This is a genomic window from Shewanella sp. 38A_GOM-205m, assembly GCF_000518445.1.
GTDB classification, from domain to species: Bacteria; Pseudomonadota; Gammaproteobacteria; order Enterobacterales; family Shewanellaceae; genus Shewanella; species Shewanella algae.
Genome location: NZ_JADP01000003.1, coordinates 281,240 through 297,891, shown reverse-complemented (window position 1 = coordinate 297,891; position 16,652 = coordinate 281,240). Strand labels below are relative to the sequence as shown.

At 55.4% G+C, this 16,652-nt stretch carries 9 protein-coding genes; 7 read left to right on the top strand and 2 right to left on the bottom strand.

Translation table 11 applies throughout. The features are described 5' to 3' along the window. The first annotated feature begins 3 nt into the window (after positions 1 to 3). The 6 genes from N512_RS0104465 (at position 4) to N512_RS0104440 (ending at position 9,369) form a co-directional block, all read left to right on the top strand. Positions 4 to 1,851, top strand: coding sequence for a hypothetical protein (locus N512_RS0104465; RefSeq protein ID WP_028779548.1), 1,848 nt, complete (start codon positions 4 to 6; stop codon positions 1,849 to 1,851). Positions 1,852 to 1,943: 92 nt separating this feature from the next. Continuing rightward, positions 1,944 to 3,833 carry a hypothetical protein gene (locus N512_RS0104460; protein ID WP_028779547.1) on the top strand — a complete coding sequence of 630 codons (1,890 nt, stop codon included), beginning with the start codon at positions 1,944 to 1,946 and terminating at the stop codon, positions 3,831 to 3,833. Positions 3,834 to 3,882: 49 nt separating this feature from the next. Then, the gene (locus N512_RS0104455; protein WP_028779546.1) at positions 3,883 to 5,547 is read left to right on the top strand and encodes a hypothetical protein; all 1,665 of its coding nucleotides are present in this window, start codon (positions 3,883 to 3,885) and stop codon (positions 5,545 to 5,547) included. Then, positions 5,538 to 6,569 (top strand): hypothetical protein, encoded by a 1,032-nt coding sequence (locus N512_RS0104450; protein ID WP_028779545.1) that lies wholly within the window; start codon positions 5,538 to 5,540, stop codon positions 6,567 to 6,569. Before N512_RS0104455 ends, N512_RS0104450 begins: the two co-directional genes overlap by 10 nt. A gap of 361 nt (positions 6,570 to 6,930) precedes the next feature. Next, complete coding sequence (locus N512_RS0104445) at positions 6,931 to 8,886, top strand: BCCT family transporter (protein WP_028779544.1); 1,956 nt, start codon at positions 6,931 to 6,933, stop codon at positions 8,884 to 8,886. A gap of 81 nt (positions 8,887 to 8,967) precedes the next feature. After that, entirely contained in the window at positions 8,968 to 9,369 is a 402-nt protein-coding gene (locus N512_RS0104440) for a hypothetical protein (protein WP_028779543.1), read from the top strand. A 50-nt stretch (positions 9,370 to 9,419) separates the two neighbouring features. Here N512_RS0104440 and N512_RS0104435 read toward each other — a convergent pair whose 3' ends face one another. Both N512_RS0104435 and N512_RS0104430 read right to left on the bottom strand, forming a co-directional pair. Next, entirely contained in the window at positions 9,420 to 12,131 is a 2,712-nt protein-coding gene (locus tag N512_RS0104435; RefSeq protein WP_028779542.1) for a hypothetical protein, read from the bottom strand. Between the two features lie 176 nt (positions 12,132 to 12,307). Further along, the gene (locus N512_RS0104430; RefSeq protein ID WP_028779541.1) at positions 12,308 to 15,037 is read right to left on the bottom strand and encodes a hypothetical protein; all 2,730 of its coding nucleotides are present in this window, start codon (positions 15,035 to 15,037) and stop codon (positions 12,308 to 12,310) included. A gap of 278 nt (positions 15,038 to 15,315) precedes the next feature. Here N512_RS0104430 and N512_RS0104425 point away from each other — a divergent pair, with 278 nt between their 5' ends. Continuing rightward, positions 15,316 to 16,602 carry an acetyl-CoA hydrolase/transferase family protein gene (locus N512_RS0104425; protein ID WP_028779540.1) on the top strand — a complete coding sequence of 429 codons (1,287 nt, stop codon included), beginning with the start codon at positions 15,316 to 15,318 and terminating at the stop codon, positions 16,600 to 16,602. The last annotated feature ends 50 nt before the right edge of the window (positions 16,603 to 16,652 follow it).

Below are 16,652 nucleotides of genomic sequence, written 5' to 3'. Positions count from 1 at the left end.
AGTATGTCATTCACAAGTTCGCCGGTTGGCGACGGTAAACTCATCTATATTGACCCGGACAATGGCTGCCCCTGCCTGTATCTCTATGAAGCGGCAGATACGGGCTCGGGTTATCGGCTCGTCTGGAGCACAGACTTTCCCAAGGCCGAGGGCACTATGCAGGTCAGTGGCTGTTTTCAGGGAGTACCCGGGCGTGAGCAGAGCTGCGTTATCTGGGATCAGCAAGGCTGCCTCTATTTGGTGGACCTGGCGCAACGGCAGCAGCAACTACTCGCCGAAACTGGGATAGCAAACCTCAAAGTCGTGGTATTGAGTGATGGCCGAACTCTGGCATTATTGGGTGAAAATAAGTCTAGCTATTGCTACGAAGTCTGTCTCTGGCACTGGCGGGATGGCAATGCTCCCGTGCCCTCAGCCGTTCAGTGTATCAACCATGAGGTGGATAATCAGGGCGGCCCTTGGGCCGAGGTCGACGAGACCGGACTGCCGGACAGAGTAGGGCTGAGTTTTACCGATCGCCTCTTTGCCGGGCCGGATAACAGTTTGATCTTGCACTGTCACCGCAGTGAGCGCGATGAGGTGGAGGCTTGGCAATTCCTGCTGCGGCTGGACCCCATGGCTGTTGTGGGCAGTGATCTTAGCCAAGTTCAATGGCAGGGAAGTTATCCCGAACTCTTGCAATTATCGGCCATGCCACTGCCCACTCCGCCAGGAAACGAGGCACTCTGGGAGTGTGCCCTGGCGCTGGATAATGAGCGCGGCGAGCTTATCCTGCCGGCAATGACGTTAAGCAGGGCACAGGATACTGAAACCGAGGCGCTGGCGTATCAGTTGCAGCGTATCGACTTGCGCCTTGGCCGCGAGATAGGGCGTTTTTGTGTGCGTCATTATACCCACGAGCAACTGGCCGGCGATGCCGACATGCTGTTGGGCCCGGCAGATTTAGACAATTTGGCCTGGCAAAAGGCGCAGGGGCGTTTCTGGCTACAGCTGGATGATATCGCCTACTGCAACGACGAAGCAGCGCTTTGGCTTTGCTGGCATGGCGGCGCGACCCGCAAGGTTTCTCTGGACGGGCAGTGGCGCTCGCCCCTTTATCTCCCCGATGGCAAGCGTGATTTATACCATGCCGATGAAATGAATCTGCTCGGCAGTGGCGCTTTGCTGACCGACTGGGAGTATCTGTGGAGTTTCAACCCCAATCCAGCCTTGGATGCGGCCAGCCGGCCAGATACTGAACCGGCTGCCATGGAAGCGAGCTGCGACATTGCTACAAGCAGCGAATACTGGCGCAGCTTAAATAGTGCAACTGCAGAACCGCAGGAGATCCCCCCTCTACTTGGATATAAACGGATTGAGGTCAACAATCTGCAATCCGAGAGTGCCAGACTCGAGGCTCTGACGACCTTGATGAGCGAGGCCTTGCGTGGTTATGAATCTCTCAAATCAGGCCAAGACCTGCGCTTTGGATTTTATGATGCCGATGAGAGCTGGGATGAAGCGCAATTCTTTAAAGCCGTCGTGACTCAGGAGCCGGCCTGGAATCTGATGTTGCAGTTGCTGCTCTCATTCATACGCGACAAATCATGCCACAACTGCTTTAGTGACCCGGCACTGGGTAAGCCGGCGCTGGCAGATTGTGCGTTGCAACTGGGTTTGAGTCACAGTCGATTTTTGCCTATGGTGGCGCGCTACCTTAAGTGTATCGATCTGGATCATGAGTTGTTTTTCCAGCAGGACGGCCATTTGCAGGACTTGCTGGAGAAGTATGCCGATACCCTGGAGGGTAAGCAGTTTTACGACCTCTTACCTGCCGAGCTTCGCCTCGAGGATGGGGCTTATCTGGACTGAGGTCAATGCAACAACACGCTTTGTGTGGCTCTGTCTCAAGTGTGTCGCCCCAGCTTAAAGCCAGAGCCCTATGATCTGAAGAACGAGGAAATATGTCATTCACATGCTCGCCGGTTGGCGACGGTAAACTCATCTATATCGATGCGGACAATGGCTGCCCTTGCCTGTATCTCTATGAAGCGGCAGATACGGGCTCGGGTTATCGGCTCGTCTGGAGCACAGACTTTCCCATGGCCGAGGGCACTATGCAGGTCAGTGGCTGTTTCCATGGGGTGCCGGGGCGTGAGCAGAGCTGCGTTATCTGGGATCAGCAGGGCTGCCTCTATTTGGTGGATCTGGCGCGTCGGCAGCAGGAGTTTTTGGCTCATACCGGGATGGAATATCTCAAAGTCGCGGTATTGAGTGATGGCCGAACCCTGGCATCACTGGGCGAAAATGACCGGCGCTGCTGTTATGACTTAACGCTCTGGTACTGGTTGGAGGACAGGGACCTCTCGCCCTCGGCTGCCATCCAACTGAATGATGAGGTGGATAATCAGGGCAGCCCTTGGGCCGAGGTCGATGAGACCGGACTGCCGGATAGCATGGGGCTGAGTTTTACCGATCGCCTCTATGCCGGGCCGGATAACAGTTTGATCCTGCATTGTCACCGCAGTAGGCGTCGTCGGCCCCAGGCCAGGCAGTTTTTGCTGCGGCTGGACCCTATGGCTGTCGTGGGCAGTGACCCCGTAGGTAGTAACCTCGTAGGTAGTAGCATTAACCAAGTTCAATGGCAGGGCCGTTATTCCGAGCCCTTGCCGGTGGCGGCCATGCCTCTGCCCAATCCGCCGGGGAATGAAGCGCTCTGGGAGTGTGCCCTGGCGCTGGACAGTGAGCGTGGTGAGCTTACCCTGCCGGCCATGGAGTTGAGCCGGGTAGCCGATGCTGAAACCGAGGCGCTGGCGTATCAGTTGCAGCGCATCGACTTGCGCCTTGGCCGCGAGATAGGCCGTTTTTGCGTGCGTCAATATACCCGTGAGCAACTGGCCGATGACGCCGACATGCTGTTGGCCCCGGCCGATGTCGACAATCTCGACTGGCAAGAGGCCCAGGGGCGTTTCTGGCTACAGCTGGATGATATTGCCTACTGCAATGACGAAGCGGCGCTTTGGCTTGGCTGGCATGGCGGCGCGACCCGCAAGGTTTCTCTGGACGGGCAGTGGCGCTCACCCCTGTATCTCCCGGATGGCGAAGATGACTTATACGACGAGGAGGGCATGAAGCTCCTCGGCAAGGGAGCTTTGCTGACCGACTGGCATTATCTGTGGCGCGTCAATCTCAACGTCAATCCCAACCCCACTTTGGATCTGGCCAGCCAGATGAACCAAGCGCCCGCCGCCATGGACGCGAGCTTTGCTGTGCAATTACAGCAGACAGAATGGAGCAGCTTCCATGCCCAGGCCCAGGTGCAGGATACAGTTCCCCCTTTGCTCGGTTTTTCGCGAGTCGAAGTCAGGGATCTGCAGTCAGCGAGTGCGAGGCTTGAGGCCTTGGACAAGCTGGTGCTGCGGGCATTGACAGATTTTGAATCGCTCAAGTCGGGTAAAGACTTGCGCCTCGGTTTTTATGATGCCGACGAAAGCTGGGATGAGGCGCGCTTCTTTGAGGCTGTGGCCCTCCAATTGGAAGGCCGGAACTATATGGCGCGTCTGCTGGGGCTATTCATTGCCAATGAGCGGCTCCATTACTGTTACAGCGATCCACATATCAGCAAGCCGGCGCTGGCCGACTGTGCGTTGCAATTGGGATTGGCCGGCAGCCAATATCTGCCGCTGGTGGCCCAATACCTCAACTGTATCGATGTCGATCATGAGCTGTTTTTCCAACAGGATGGCAATCTGGATACCTTGCTCGGCAAGTATGCCGATACCCCTGATGGCGAGGACTTTACCCGCCGCTTGCCATATGAAATGAGCCGTCTGGATGAAGACGATTATGAATGAAATGATGATTAATCAAAGGTAATTATCATAAATAACAAAGGGTTGTTTTGTGATTGAGATTTTGGATTTTGCCCCGTATTCAGAGAGATACGCCCGGGCCAGCGAATTGGGCCCCAGGTTGCTGAAAGTAAAGTCTGATATAGGTGGCCCGGTTCTCCATCTATTACAGATGCGTCCGTTCGCTGAAGGTGGCACCGAACTGCTTTGGGCTGCCGAGTTGAGTTCATCCAAGGGACTGGTGACCCTGAAAGGGCAAACCCGGGATGGCGCCTGTGTTTTTGGCAACCAATTTGGCGCTTTCTATCTGTACGATCCCGCGCAGCAGCAATGCCGTTTACTGCATGATTATCAAAGCAAATTTGGTAGTGTCCAGGGTGTTGTCAACAGTGATGGTGATGCCTTGCTGGTGCTGTTTTATGAGATGGACAAGGATACGGACTTAACCTTGCAACGCCTGCCTCTTATTCCTGAAGTTGGCGCTGTCAGCGAGATTTCAGCCCAGCTGTATGATGAAGATTGTTTTGGCGGTGGTTATGACTATCTGGATGAGGATGGGCCTTACTTTTGTTTGAATAACACCAATCTCAATCAACGTCTTTATGCCGGGCCGGACAACAGCCTGCTTATGCATGTCATAGATGAAGACGAAGAACTGCACTACATGGTTCGCATTGATATCCAGGGCGAAGGAGTGAAGTTCAAAGTATTTCCCCTGGACGATTCAGTGCTTGAATGGGACCCTGAACCTGGGGCGATTGCTGTTTGTCCGCAACGAGCCCTGGCGGCCATCCCAGTGATTCGAGAGACAGATGCGGGTGTTGTCATTGGGGTTGAATGGCTCAATCTCGACAATGGTGAGCGCTCGGAGGCCGGAGTTGTGCGGCTTTGTGAAGACGAAGAGGATGCGCTTTTCCATCTCGAACAGTTGGATACTTCTATCTGGCAGGCCGATGGGCTGTGGCTGAGTTGGTCTGATGGTTTGGTGGTCAGGTTGGCATTGGATCCGCAAACGCCGCCTTTGACCCTCTTGGCAAAGGGGCAACTGCTGCATGTAGGTACAGAGTTGATCTTCTCGGATCGCGAAGAACTGCTGCGCTGCCCTTTCCCTGAGCCTGCACAGTGGCAAGGCAGCCCTATCCCGTTACCCCTGGAGTCCTGTCACTGGCAGCACAACTGGAGGCTGAGTGAGGCGCAGCGCCAGGCGCTGCAATGCTTTGGACATACGCTGATAAAGGTTGCCGATCTCGAAAGTACCGAAGGCCAGCTCGACGCGCTGCGGCAACTGCAGTCACTGACTCAGGATTGCAGCAAGCTGTTGCACGGCAAGACCTTGGCCTTTAGGTTTACCGATGGCAAACAGCAATGGGATGAGGCCAGTTTTTTCCAACGTTCAGCCTGTCACGCCGAAGCCTTGCCGCTGATGGCGCAAATTCTGCAGCAGTTTTGCCGCGGTTTTGACGGCTGTGTTCAATGTGATGGCGCCAACTGGGGGACGCCGCTGGCCAGTTGTGCCTTGCAGTTGGGATTACAGGATGTGCAGTACCTGCCTCTTATTACCGAATACGGCAATGCACTGGATGTTGATCATGAAAACTTCTTTGGTGGTGAAGGCGATGCCTTGTATCAATTGAGTCTGCGCCATGGCGACCGCCCTGAATGGCAAGCATTTTTGAGCTTGCACTCTGATACCGAGGAGGATGAGGAATGGGATTGAGACAATCGGCCAACAGCATGGCTAGGGTGATTAGCGATCTCTTTGTTCAGCCAGAGTTTGGCGGGGCAGAAAAAGCCCGCGACCGGAGTCGCTATTTTATTGCGCTGCTGCCCATACTGGCTATCCATTATCAGTGGCAACTGGTGTACATGTTCTCACCTTCACTGCTGCTGGCAATCCAAGAGGTCGACTTCTTTATTTCACTGTTGGCTATCTTGGCAACTGGGCTACAACTCAGCATAGGTGCGGGGTTGCTGGCAGCGCATATTGCTATTGGTCGACGGGCGTTCGGGTATTTGGGCGGTGTGCCACTGGCATTGGTGAACATCCTGTTCGGCTTCTCTTATCCAACGCTACTGAGCATGATCCAGTTTGACAAGACTATGCCTTGGCTTGGCTTGATGTTTGCCTTGGGCTGCGCTGTTGTTTGGCTGGTGGCGCAGTTATTGATTTACCTGTTTCGTCCTCCCTTGGTAAAAGTTGAACCGGAACACCCTTTGCTGGCTCATCGTAAGGGGTGCGATCCCGATCGTCAGACGCCGGCGTTGGCTTTCTTTCGCAGCAGCATGATACTGGGGATCTGCAACGGATTGTTCCTCGGATGGCTAATCTTTATGGTGCAAACTTCCGGTTCCCCTTCTTTTGCGTTGCGCTCTCTGCTGCGGCTTGAAGGGCAGGGGACAGGGACGCTCATCATGTTTTGGTTACTGCCCAGCCTCTATTTCGGCTACAGGATTATCAGTCGCAGGGCTCGTAATCTGGGGTGGTCAGTCGCCAAGACGGTATGTTTGATGCTGTTTATTACTCTGCTGTTATTACCCGGGAGTGGTGTGGTGATCAGTCTGGCCCTGTCCTTTATGGACTCCTACGCCAGTTATATCCTTATCACACTCTCTCTCATGCTGCTTTGGGGAGCTATGCTCTCGACTTCACTGCTGAATATGATGCTGCTTTGGCTGGTGCCAAAGGACCCAAGAAGCAGTCGTGAAACCCAGGCCGCCTGGATGAAGCTGAAGCAGTAGCGAAGCGGCAGACTGACAGCCGGATTCTGCCGGGTGTTGGTACTTTGTCTGTATGGGGCCCCTGTGACTGTGGGCCCCTTTGCTTTTATGAATGACACCTCCCAAATTGGGCAAACTTGCAATCAAGAGCATAAATCCTTATGGTCTTAGGCGCTTTAATCAGCAACGACTGAGCGATTCAGCAATTCATACAAGCTGGACACAAACATCTCATCATGTAACATCCTATTGATTTACGTCACTTTTCGTACGTTTTCCGGATAAAGATAATCGACTGAATGGCCACTTGCGCCTATTTTATCCGGCATGGGCCCAGCCGCGGCCCCAGCTCCCGAACGGGGACGAACAGAAGAGCAAAAATATGAAAAAACACTTCGAACTCATAGATAAAACCACTTTCTTTGGCGCCCTGGGCTTGCTGCTTGCTGTGGTGATCCCGCTGGCTCTATTTCCTGCAGAAGGCGCCGAATGGATAGCCGTTGCCAAGGCGTTTATGACGGATAAGTTGGGTTTTGCTTACCTGTCGCTCGGCTTGGCGGCATTCTTCTTCATGATTTATATCATCTTCTCGGATATCGGCCAGATCAAGCTCGGCGATGCCGATGAAAAACCTGAGTTTGCCACAGCTTCCTGGGCGGCAATGCTGTTTTGCGGCGGTATAGGCGCCAGCATCCTCTATTGGGGGACTATTGAGTGGGCCTATTACTATCAACACCCGCCGTTCCAGCTTCAAGCCGGCAGTGAAGAAGCCGTACGCTGGGCCGCCACTTACGGCATATTCCACTGGGGGCCCATCGCCTGGAGCATTTATTTGATCCCGGCCATCCCCATCGCTTACTTCTTTTATGTTCGCAGGCAACCAGTGCTCAAGGTGTCGGCGGCCTTGATGCCTGTCATAGGTGAAGGCCGCAGTCACGGTAAGCTCGGCAAGTTTATCGATGTATTGTTTATCTTCGGTCTGCTCGGCGGGGCGGCTACCACTCTGGGGTTGGCGGCGCCACTGATCAACGAAGGCCTGAGTTACCTGTTTGATTTGCCATCGACCACAGGCAGTCAGATAGCCGTATTACTTTTGTGTACAGCGCTGTTTGCCTATTCCTCCTACAAGGGGATGGATGAAGGCATTAAGGTGCTGAGTAATATCAACTTCTGGGGTGCGCTGGCGCTGCTGGCATTTATTCTGTTTGCCGGCCCTACCATCTTTATGCTGGAAACCGGCCTGGACTCTCTGGGGCGGATGCTGAGCAACTTCTTTATCATGGCGACCTGGGCCGAGCCTTTCGGTGGTTTGGGCACCTTTGAGAACACCCATTTTCCTCAGGACTGGACCATCTTCTATTGGGCCTGGTGGTTGGTGTTTGCCCCCAGCATGGGACTTTTTGTGGCGCGGATCTCCCGCGGTCGAACCATCAAACAGATGGTGGCCGGCTCGATTTTCTTCGGCTCCCTGGGCTGTGCCATGTACTTTATGATCTTGGGTAACTTCGGCTTGTCGTTGCAATTATCCGGTGAGCTGGATGTGGTGGCGATCCTCAATGATCAAGGGGCGACCAGGGCGATATTCGCCGTATTGGAGCAGTTGCCGTTCAGCTATCTGGTGATCGCTGTTTTCACCCTCCTGTGTATCATCTTTACCGCCACTACCTTTGATTCCATCTCTTATATTCTGGCGTCTGTGGTGCAAAACAATGTCACCGAGGAACCACTGCGCTGGAACCGCTTGTTCTGGGCCTTTACTCTGTCTTTTATGCCTTCGGTACTGATGTTTATGGGTGGGCTCGCTACCTTGCAGACAGCGGCTATCGTTGGTGGTTTGCCACTCTTGGTGATAGCCGTGATGCTGATGATGTCCGGGGTCAAGGCGGCCATGTTGGACCTGAGTCATCAGGATGGTTACGAGGATCCCGTGATTAATATTTCGGATCTGCCTGAGGTCGATCCCTGGAGCCGTGAAGGCCAGGCGCTGGCCAAGTTTGAGCAATTGCGGGACAGCGCCATTGAAGCCGCCGACGCCGAACGTGAAGCCCTGGATGCCATCTGGGAGCTGAAAAAGCAGCTGCGCCGTGAAGCCTTGAGCCGCAGTGAGTCGCACCTGGAGTTGGGGGATGCGCCCGATGAGTCACTTGCCGAGCTGCAACGCCTCACAGATGAAGCCATGGCTGCGAAGGAACGTAAGCTGCAAGCCTCGGAGCAAGCTCAGGCTGCCCGTATTACCTTCAATGATTTGATGCGGCAGAAACAGGAAGATGAAGCGCAGCAGGCGCAGGAAGAAGCCAAGGCGCAGATTATTGAACGCCTCAACGGCCGCGACTCGTAACGTTATGGCCCGGTTTGCCGCCCGGGCCTAAAACGGCTAGAATTTTCGCCGCATAAATCAATTGAATATAGGATGTTTTACATGAATGGAGCGGGAGGGAGTTCCGGCGGTGTCGGTCAATTTTTTATTGGCCTTATCATGATGTGTGGTGGTGGTTACATGCTGCTCAACGCCATTAGGGTATCCAGCAGCTTTGGTCTGGGCACCCGCTTGTATGGTGTCCCCGCGTTTGGCAGCCAGTGGGGCATCACAGGTGGTATGATCCTGGTGCCCTTTATTCTGGGGGTTGGGATGATTTTCTATAACGGCAAGAATATTCTTGGCTGGTTATTGGCGATTGGCTCTATCACAGCGATGATCTTCGGGGTGATCTCTACCATTCACTTTAGCCTGCGCAGCATGAGCAGTTTTGATCTCTTGGTGATCCTGGTATTGCTGACAGGTGGCATAGGTTTGTTCCTGCGCTCACTCAAAGGCAGCTGAAACTATCTCAAAGAGGCGTTGCCGCGCTGATCGGCAACGCCTCTTTAGCCTTAAAACAACTTGCCCAGCACACGCTTGACGACGCTCGACTCGTCTTGCTTGAATGGCTCTGCGTTTTCTTCGGTCAGACAATCAAACTTGGCGATGATTTCCAGCAGGCGTTTGCGCTCATCTGCGGTCAACAGCCTGGACATATCCGGCAGCCGCTGCTGGCTGGCCAAGTGAATAATGAAAGACTCAGGTTGCCGCCCTTCGTGCATGGCAAAATACACAGTGGCCTGTGGCGTCACACCTATCCTATCCAACCAGAGTAGCGCCCAGAACTCCTTGTCGGCTTCAAGCTGCAGGCTCACATCGACATCGCCGATGCTTGAGTGCCCAAGCGCTTCATCCTGCCAACGCTCGGCCATATTCAGATGGCCTTCGGCAACCAAATGGTTGACATAGGCTTCCCTGACACTGGGGCAGCCCAACCAGTGTAGTCCTCGCTTCCCAAGACCGCTGAGAAACAGTGCCAGTCGCTCTCCCATCTCGGTAGGCAACAGCCAGACAAAGTCTGCCACGCCAACCTTGCCGCGATAATCGCTGTAGGGATCCCAACCTTGTAGAACCGGCAGTTTCAAGGCTTGTGGTGTCAGGTTTTCCAGGCCTTCGCCGCTTTGCAAATAGGCCTGTAACTTATCATAGACAGTCTTCGCCGCTGCCGGTTTGAGTTTTTGCTCCAGGCCGCGTTGCAGGCTGAGGTTAAATAGCTCAAAGGCTTGCTGCGGCAAGGGGCGCTCCGGGAAACAGGCCTTGAGATCGGCAATAAACCCCAGCATGGCAGTTTCATCGCAATAGCCGAGGGCATCCAACAGCTTTTGTTGAGCCAGCCAATGGCTGCGGCCTATCATGCTGTTATCTTCGGGATCGCCTTCGGCAAAGCTTGCCAATCGCTCCAGGTAACGTTGCCAGAAGCGCTCGTTGGCCGGCGCATAGCGCGCGATACGCCTGTCTTGCAGCAAAGTATGGGCATCCAGCTGCGCCTCGCTGACTCCCAGTACCAGCAGCTTTTGATGCAGGCTCTGCTCTGTCTGCGGATCATCTATGGCGGCATATCCTTCATAGTTTGCGTAAAACTGACTGATGCGGCTGATAAGCACCATAGGCGCCAGTTTCAAAAGCAGTTGCCAGTGGCGCTTGGCCAGGATCTGCAGTTCGGTGTGGGCCTGTGGTAGTTGGCTATTTAACAGGAAAAACAGGCTGAGCAGGCCGCGCTGGAAACCATCGTCCGGGAAAAACAACCAGTAGGCCGCTTGATGCTGGCTTATCTGGCTTCCACGGGTTCCGCCATCCTTGCCGAGTAGCGATTCGGCAACGGCGGCCATAGTGTCAGCATCCTGCTGCTCCTTGGCCTCAGTGAGCCAGGCCTTGAGTGTCAAATGCTGCGGATTATCATTATTGAAGCGGCCACCATGCCGATTGAAGACACGCATATAGGCAGTGAGGAAATGCTGCTCCAGCCAACCAAGCAGAGCCTGGGTTTCTGCCGCTGTGCACTCGGGGCGGCCGAGCCGATAGGCGGCATAGGCGACGCCTCCCAGATGGGTCGGCAACTTGTCCAGTGCCGCCGGCAGACGATCGGCAATGGCTGCATCCAACTGTGCGAAGTCACTTTGCTTGCAGGTATGGCTAAGCAGGAAAAAAGGCAGCTCTTCCAAGCCGGGTAGTTGGCAGTCGCCTTGAGTTTGCCCGGAGCTCTTGCCACTTTCCTGCTCTGCCTGGGCGTTGCCGGTATCGGTTTTATCCTGCTGCCAGGGGGCGAGCCTGTCGTCCATCAGCCAGGCTTCGGCAACCTGTGCCTTGGGCTCAAAGCCGAGCGCATCCTGCAGCGCCAGCGCCTCATCTTCCACCCTGTGCCCCAAGATCAATTGCTGCTTGACCTGATCCCGCCACAGCTCAGTGTCTTCAAGTTCCGCTTCTACCGGCCAGTCGTCCAGGCTGTAGAAGAATTCCAGTATTGGCTGGGTTTCTTCCAGCGTTTGTTCATCGGCATAGGCCAGCATCGGGGTTTGCTCCAGACGTTTGAGCAGCTGCGCCTTAAACCAGGCGTAATCGTCAGGATGCTCGGTAAAGTGTTCCAGCAGGCTGGGGTTGACTGGATCACCCTCGGCGGTTTGGAAAAAACAGCGGCGGCTCTGTTCGCCATCACAGTGCAGATAGGCGTTGATCAGTTCGCGGCGCCAGCCGAACTCCTCTACCAGTTTGCCCAGCAGTTCCACGGGTGTGTAGCCGCTGTCCAAATCCCAGTAAGGCACTAAAAAGGCGGCCAGATAATGACTCAGTTCGGGATATTGCCTGGCCAGCATGTAGAGGGCTTCTACCCCGAAGACGTTGTAGTCATCGAGAAAGAGATCGCTAAAGTCATTGCGGCGGCGGGAGAAGGCCACCATGGCCTCGGCAGTGGCCTTGAGCTCGTCCAATAGCTCGGGAAAGTTCAGCGCTGCGGCAAACAGCACGGCTTCAGTGCAATATTTAAAGGTGTGGTGCGCTCGAGCGGCGCTGAGTGCATGCACCAGCAAGTTGCGGTTGTCGCCGGCATCGTCATTGCTGAGCGGCCGCTGTTGCTCGTTGACAAACTCGATATTGAACAGCAGGGAGCCTTCAAGACGAAAGGCGCTGCCATCGTGCAGGTGTTGCCGGTATTGCTGCAGCGCCTGGGAGATGCTAACGGGATCTTGTGGCTTGAGGCTAATGCTGAGGGTTTTGTCGAACTGGGACATATTGCTTCCTTGATTTTAAATTAACGCTTTTGCCGGTCGCTGCCTGTGCGGCACTTCCTGTTAAACAACCGGCGACCGCGCCGTGAGCCAGGGCGCGGGCAGTTATCCTGTTATTAGTTGTTTATTGGGGTGTTCCCAACTGCTTTTTTATCTATGCCTTCCTTAAGAGCCTGCTATTAAGAGCCTTGCGCCAAATCTTTGGCCAGTTGCCGGACCGTGGCAGACTCGTCTTGCAGGAAGGAGCTGAAAAGCTCGGCGTCAACCCCGGCTTGCGCCAGCAACTTCAGCAGGCGTACACGTTCGTCTATGGTCAAGAGCTGCGAGGTCTCCGGCAGTCGGCCCTCATCGGCTAAATGTTTGAGGAAGGGCGCCGGGGCGCGGCCTTGGCTTACGGCGAAATAGACAGTGCTTTGCGGCGCTACGCCTATGCTGTCGAGCCAGGAGAGGGCCCAGTTTTCCTTGGCACTCTGAAAGGCTAACCCTGTGTCATAGTCGCTGTGACGCTTGTGTCCTACGCTTTGATCTTCCCAGCGCTGCGCCATCGAGAGACCACCCTCGGCAATGAGGTGGTTGACATAGGCCATCTCCACACTCGGCCGGTGAAGCCAATACAGGCTTTGGGTTCCAAGGCCTGCGAGAAACAGGGCCAAAGCTCGCCCCTGCGCTTCAGGCAGCAGCCAGACAAAGTCACTGAGCTCAGCCGCATCGGCGGGGTCGTCCGAGCGGCAAGGCGCCCAGTCCTGCAACTCGGCCGTGGCTTGGGGCGTCAAGGGCTCAAGCCCTTCGCCTGATGTCAGATAAGCCTTGAGTTGGCGGCAGAGGTTTTGCGCCTGCTCTTCGGGAAATGATTTGCTGAAGCTTTGCCGCAGGCAAAGATCAAACAGTTCGAAAAACGCCTGTGGCAGAGGCGTCTCGGGGAAGTTGGCCTTGAGATGGCCAAAAAAGCTCAGCCTCGGCAGCTCGCGGCTTGTGTGCAGCGCTTGCAACAACTGCTGCTGTTGCTGCCAGAGGCGGCGGCCTATCATGCTGTCATCCTCTGGGTCGGCTCCGGCAAACCGGCTCAGCCTGGTGATATAACCTTGCCAGAAGCGTTTATCGGCCGGGCGATAGGCAGCCACCTGTTGTTCTGTCAGCAGGGTATGAGCATCGAGCTGCGCCTCGCTGACACCCAGCTTGAGCAGGTTTTGCCGCAATTCGGCCTCGATATGCTCATCGTCAATGGCGGGATAGAAGGCGTAGTCGGCCCAGCAATAATAAATTTTTTCAATCAGTTGTAGCGGATCCAGCGTCAGCCATAGCTGCCAGTGCCTTTGTGCCAGGGTTTTCAAGGCCTGCCACTGCGGCGCTTCGAGCTCCGGGGCGCAGAGCAGGAAATACAGCGCCAACAAGCCGTTTTGGAATCCTTTATTGGCATTGGACCACAAGAGTGCAATACGCTTTCCGTCCTTACAGGTATAGAGTATCTCAGAGGCAATTTGAGCCATCTTGGCAACATCGCCCTCTGTCTCTATATCCGTGAGCCAGCTCTTGAGAAGGCGATGTTCACGCCTTTTCTTTTGGTACTCTCCGCCCTCATAGAAGATATGATGCTGAAACTGTAATGGCAGCTGCTGCGCCAGCCAGCGAAGCAGCGCCGCGGTCTCGTTGGCCTTGTCGGCTTCCGGGCTTAAGCTGTGGGGCGAGTTCAGGCGGTTCAGGCAGTTCAGGCGATAGGCGGCATAGGCGCAGGCGCCAAGGCTCTTGGGCAGTTCGGCCAGCGCACTCAGCATCGCCTCTCCCACTTCGGCATCCAGCTCTTCCAGCTCACCAATCCTGAGATAGTCTTCCGGCTCTTCCAGGTCATAAAATAGCTCGGCATAGTCAGAGTCCGGCTCGTTATCATACTGATCCCAGTCATCGTCCTCTGCCAGAGCCTGCTCTTTCCCGGTTTGCCATAGACAATGACGGTCGTCTTCCCGCCAGGCCTCTGCCACTATTACCAGAGGTTGGCTCTGCTCGCTCAGCTGCTCCAGCAAGGAAAGCGCTTCATCCTCTACCCGGCGACCCAAGATCAATTGCTGCTTGACCCGATCCCGCCACAGTTCAGTGTCGTCAATGTCAGCCTCTACCGGCCAGTCGCCCAGACTGTAGAAGAACTCCAGTACCGGCTGGGTTTGTTCAAGCGGTTGTTCATTGGCATAGGCCAGCAGTGGCGTTTGTTCGAGACGCTTGAGCAGCTGCGCCTTAAACCAGGGGTAATCGTCCGGATGCCCGGCAAAATGTTCCAGTAGGCTGAGGTTGACTGAAGCACCCTCAGTGGTCTGGAAAAAGCAGCGGCGATTCTGCTCGCCGTCGCAGTGCAGATAGGCGTGGATCAGTTCGCGGCGCCAGCCGAACTCCTCCACCAGTTTGCCCAGCAGTAACACAGGTTGGTAGAAGCTTTCCAAGTTCCAGTAAGGCACCAGAAAGGCGGCCAGATAATGGCTCAGCTCGGGATATTGCCTGGCCAGCATGTAGAGGGCTTCCACCCCGAAGACGTTGTAGTCATCGATAAAGAGATCGCTGGAGTCATTGCGGCGGCGGGAGAAGGCCACCATGGCCTCGGCAGTGGCCTTGAGCTCGTCCAATAGCTCGGGAAAGTTCAGCGCTGCGGCAAAGAGTACTGGTTCGGTGTAAAAGCTGAGTCTGTGATCCCGGCGGGCAGTATCGAGGGCGTGTTCCAACAAGGGGCGGTTGGCACCGGCATCGTCACGGTTAAGCGGCCGCAGCTGCTGATTGACGAACTCGATATTGAACAGCAAGGAGCCATCGAGTCGAAAGGCGCTGCCGTCGTTCAGGTGTTGCCGGTATTGCTGCAGTGCTTGGGCTATGCTGGCGGGATCTTGTGGATTGAGGCTGACGCTGAGGGTCTTGTCGAACTGAGACATACTACTTCCTTGAAACTTGAGTCCTGCCCGGGCGCAGCTACTCAGTGGAACCTGCAGCTGCAGCCTGGGGCCCGGCTAGTCTAACGACTGAGACCTTGAGGGTAAACGCCTTATCCGCCGCAGCGGCATTTTTGTGAAATTGGACGTGGCTTGAGGCCCAGTGTGGCGTAGCGCCCACTTTCCACCGGCAAGGGGCCTTGGCTGGCCACAAGGGATTGCCCTTCACAGAGCAACTGGCTAGGGTTAGGAGCAAATCACCGAGCTAATAAGGAAGCAGCATGGCGCCAAGAGTTTGTTCCAGTGCATTGGAAGCGGTATCCCTGATAGGGAATGATGAATTCATCTGGACCCACTCTATGGGGGCTACGCCCAGAGTCTTGCTGGAGGCGCTGGCACAGCATGCCATGACGCGGCAGAACCTGACCTTGCTGCAACTGCATACCGAGGAAGCCGAGGCGTTGAGTGTGCCTGAGCTCAAGGGGCATCTGCGCCATCGCTGTTTCTTTGGCGGCGCCCCGACCCGCGCCCTGTTGGCCAGTGGTGAGGCGGATTATGTGCCTGTCTTTTTATCCGAGGTGCCCAAGCTGTTTCGCTCCGGCGAGCAACCCATAGATACGGCGCTGGTACAGGTGTCACCGCCTGACAGTCATGGCAACTGTTCGCTGGGGATCAGTGTCGAAGCCAGCCGCGCCGCTTGTGATGTGGCCGGCCGGATCATAGCCCATATCAACCCGCAAATGCCGCGCACCCATGGCGACAGCTTTGTACCCTATGACCGCTTTGCCGCCGTGTATGAACAGAGTTCGCCTCTGCCTGAACACCCCATGGCCGGAGCCGATGCCATCAGCCAGGCTATCGGCAAGCATGTGGCCTCTCTGGTTGAAGACGGCGATTGCTTGCAGATGGGCATAGGTGCCATTCCGGATGCCGTATTGGGGCAGTTGGCAGACAGACGAAACTTAGGGATCCACACCGAGCTGTTTTCCGACGGCATTCTGGCGCTCTATCGCTCCGGGGCGATTAACAACAGCCGCAAGAAGGTGCATCCGGGGAAGTTGGTCACAGGTTTTGCGCTTGGCAGTCGCGCCCTCTATGACTTTGTCGATGACAACCCCGAAGTGCTGTTTCTGGATATAGAGCAGGTTAATGACACCTCGGTTATCCGCCGCAACCCGCAGGTAATGGCCATCAACTCGGCGCTGCAGGTGGATATTTCCGGCCAGGTGTGCGCCGACTCCATAGGCACCCGAATCTATTCCGGGGTAGGCGGGCAGATGGACTTTATTCGCGGCGCCGGTCTTTCTCCCGGCGGACGCTCGGTTATCGCCCTGCCGAGCACGGCCGCCAAAGGCGCGGTTTCCCGTATCGCGCCTGTGCTGAGCCCAGGTGCCGGGGTAGTGACTACCCGGGCCCATGTGCACTATATTGCCACCGAATATGGTTGTGCCAACCTCAGGGGCCGCAGTATCCGCGAGCGGGCCAGAGCCTTAATCGACATAGCGCATCCGGATTTTCGCGAATCCCTGTGCCGGGAGACATTCGAGCTCTGGGGTTTGAGTATTTGAGTTAACGCTCATTACGTAAAATTTAACGCTGTTATCATGGTGTTAACTTT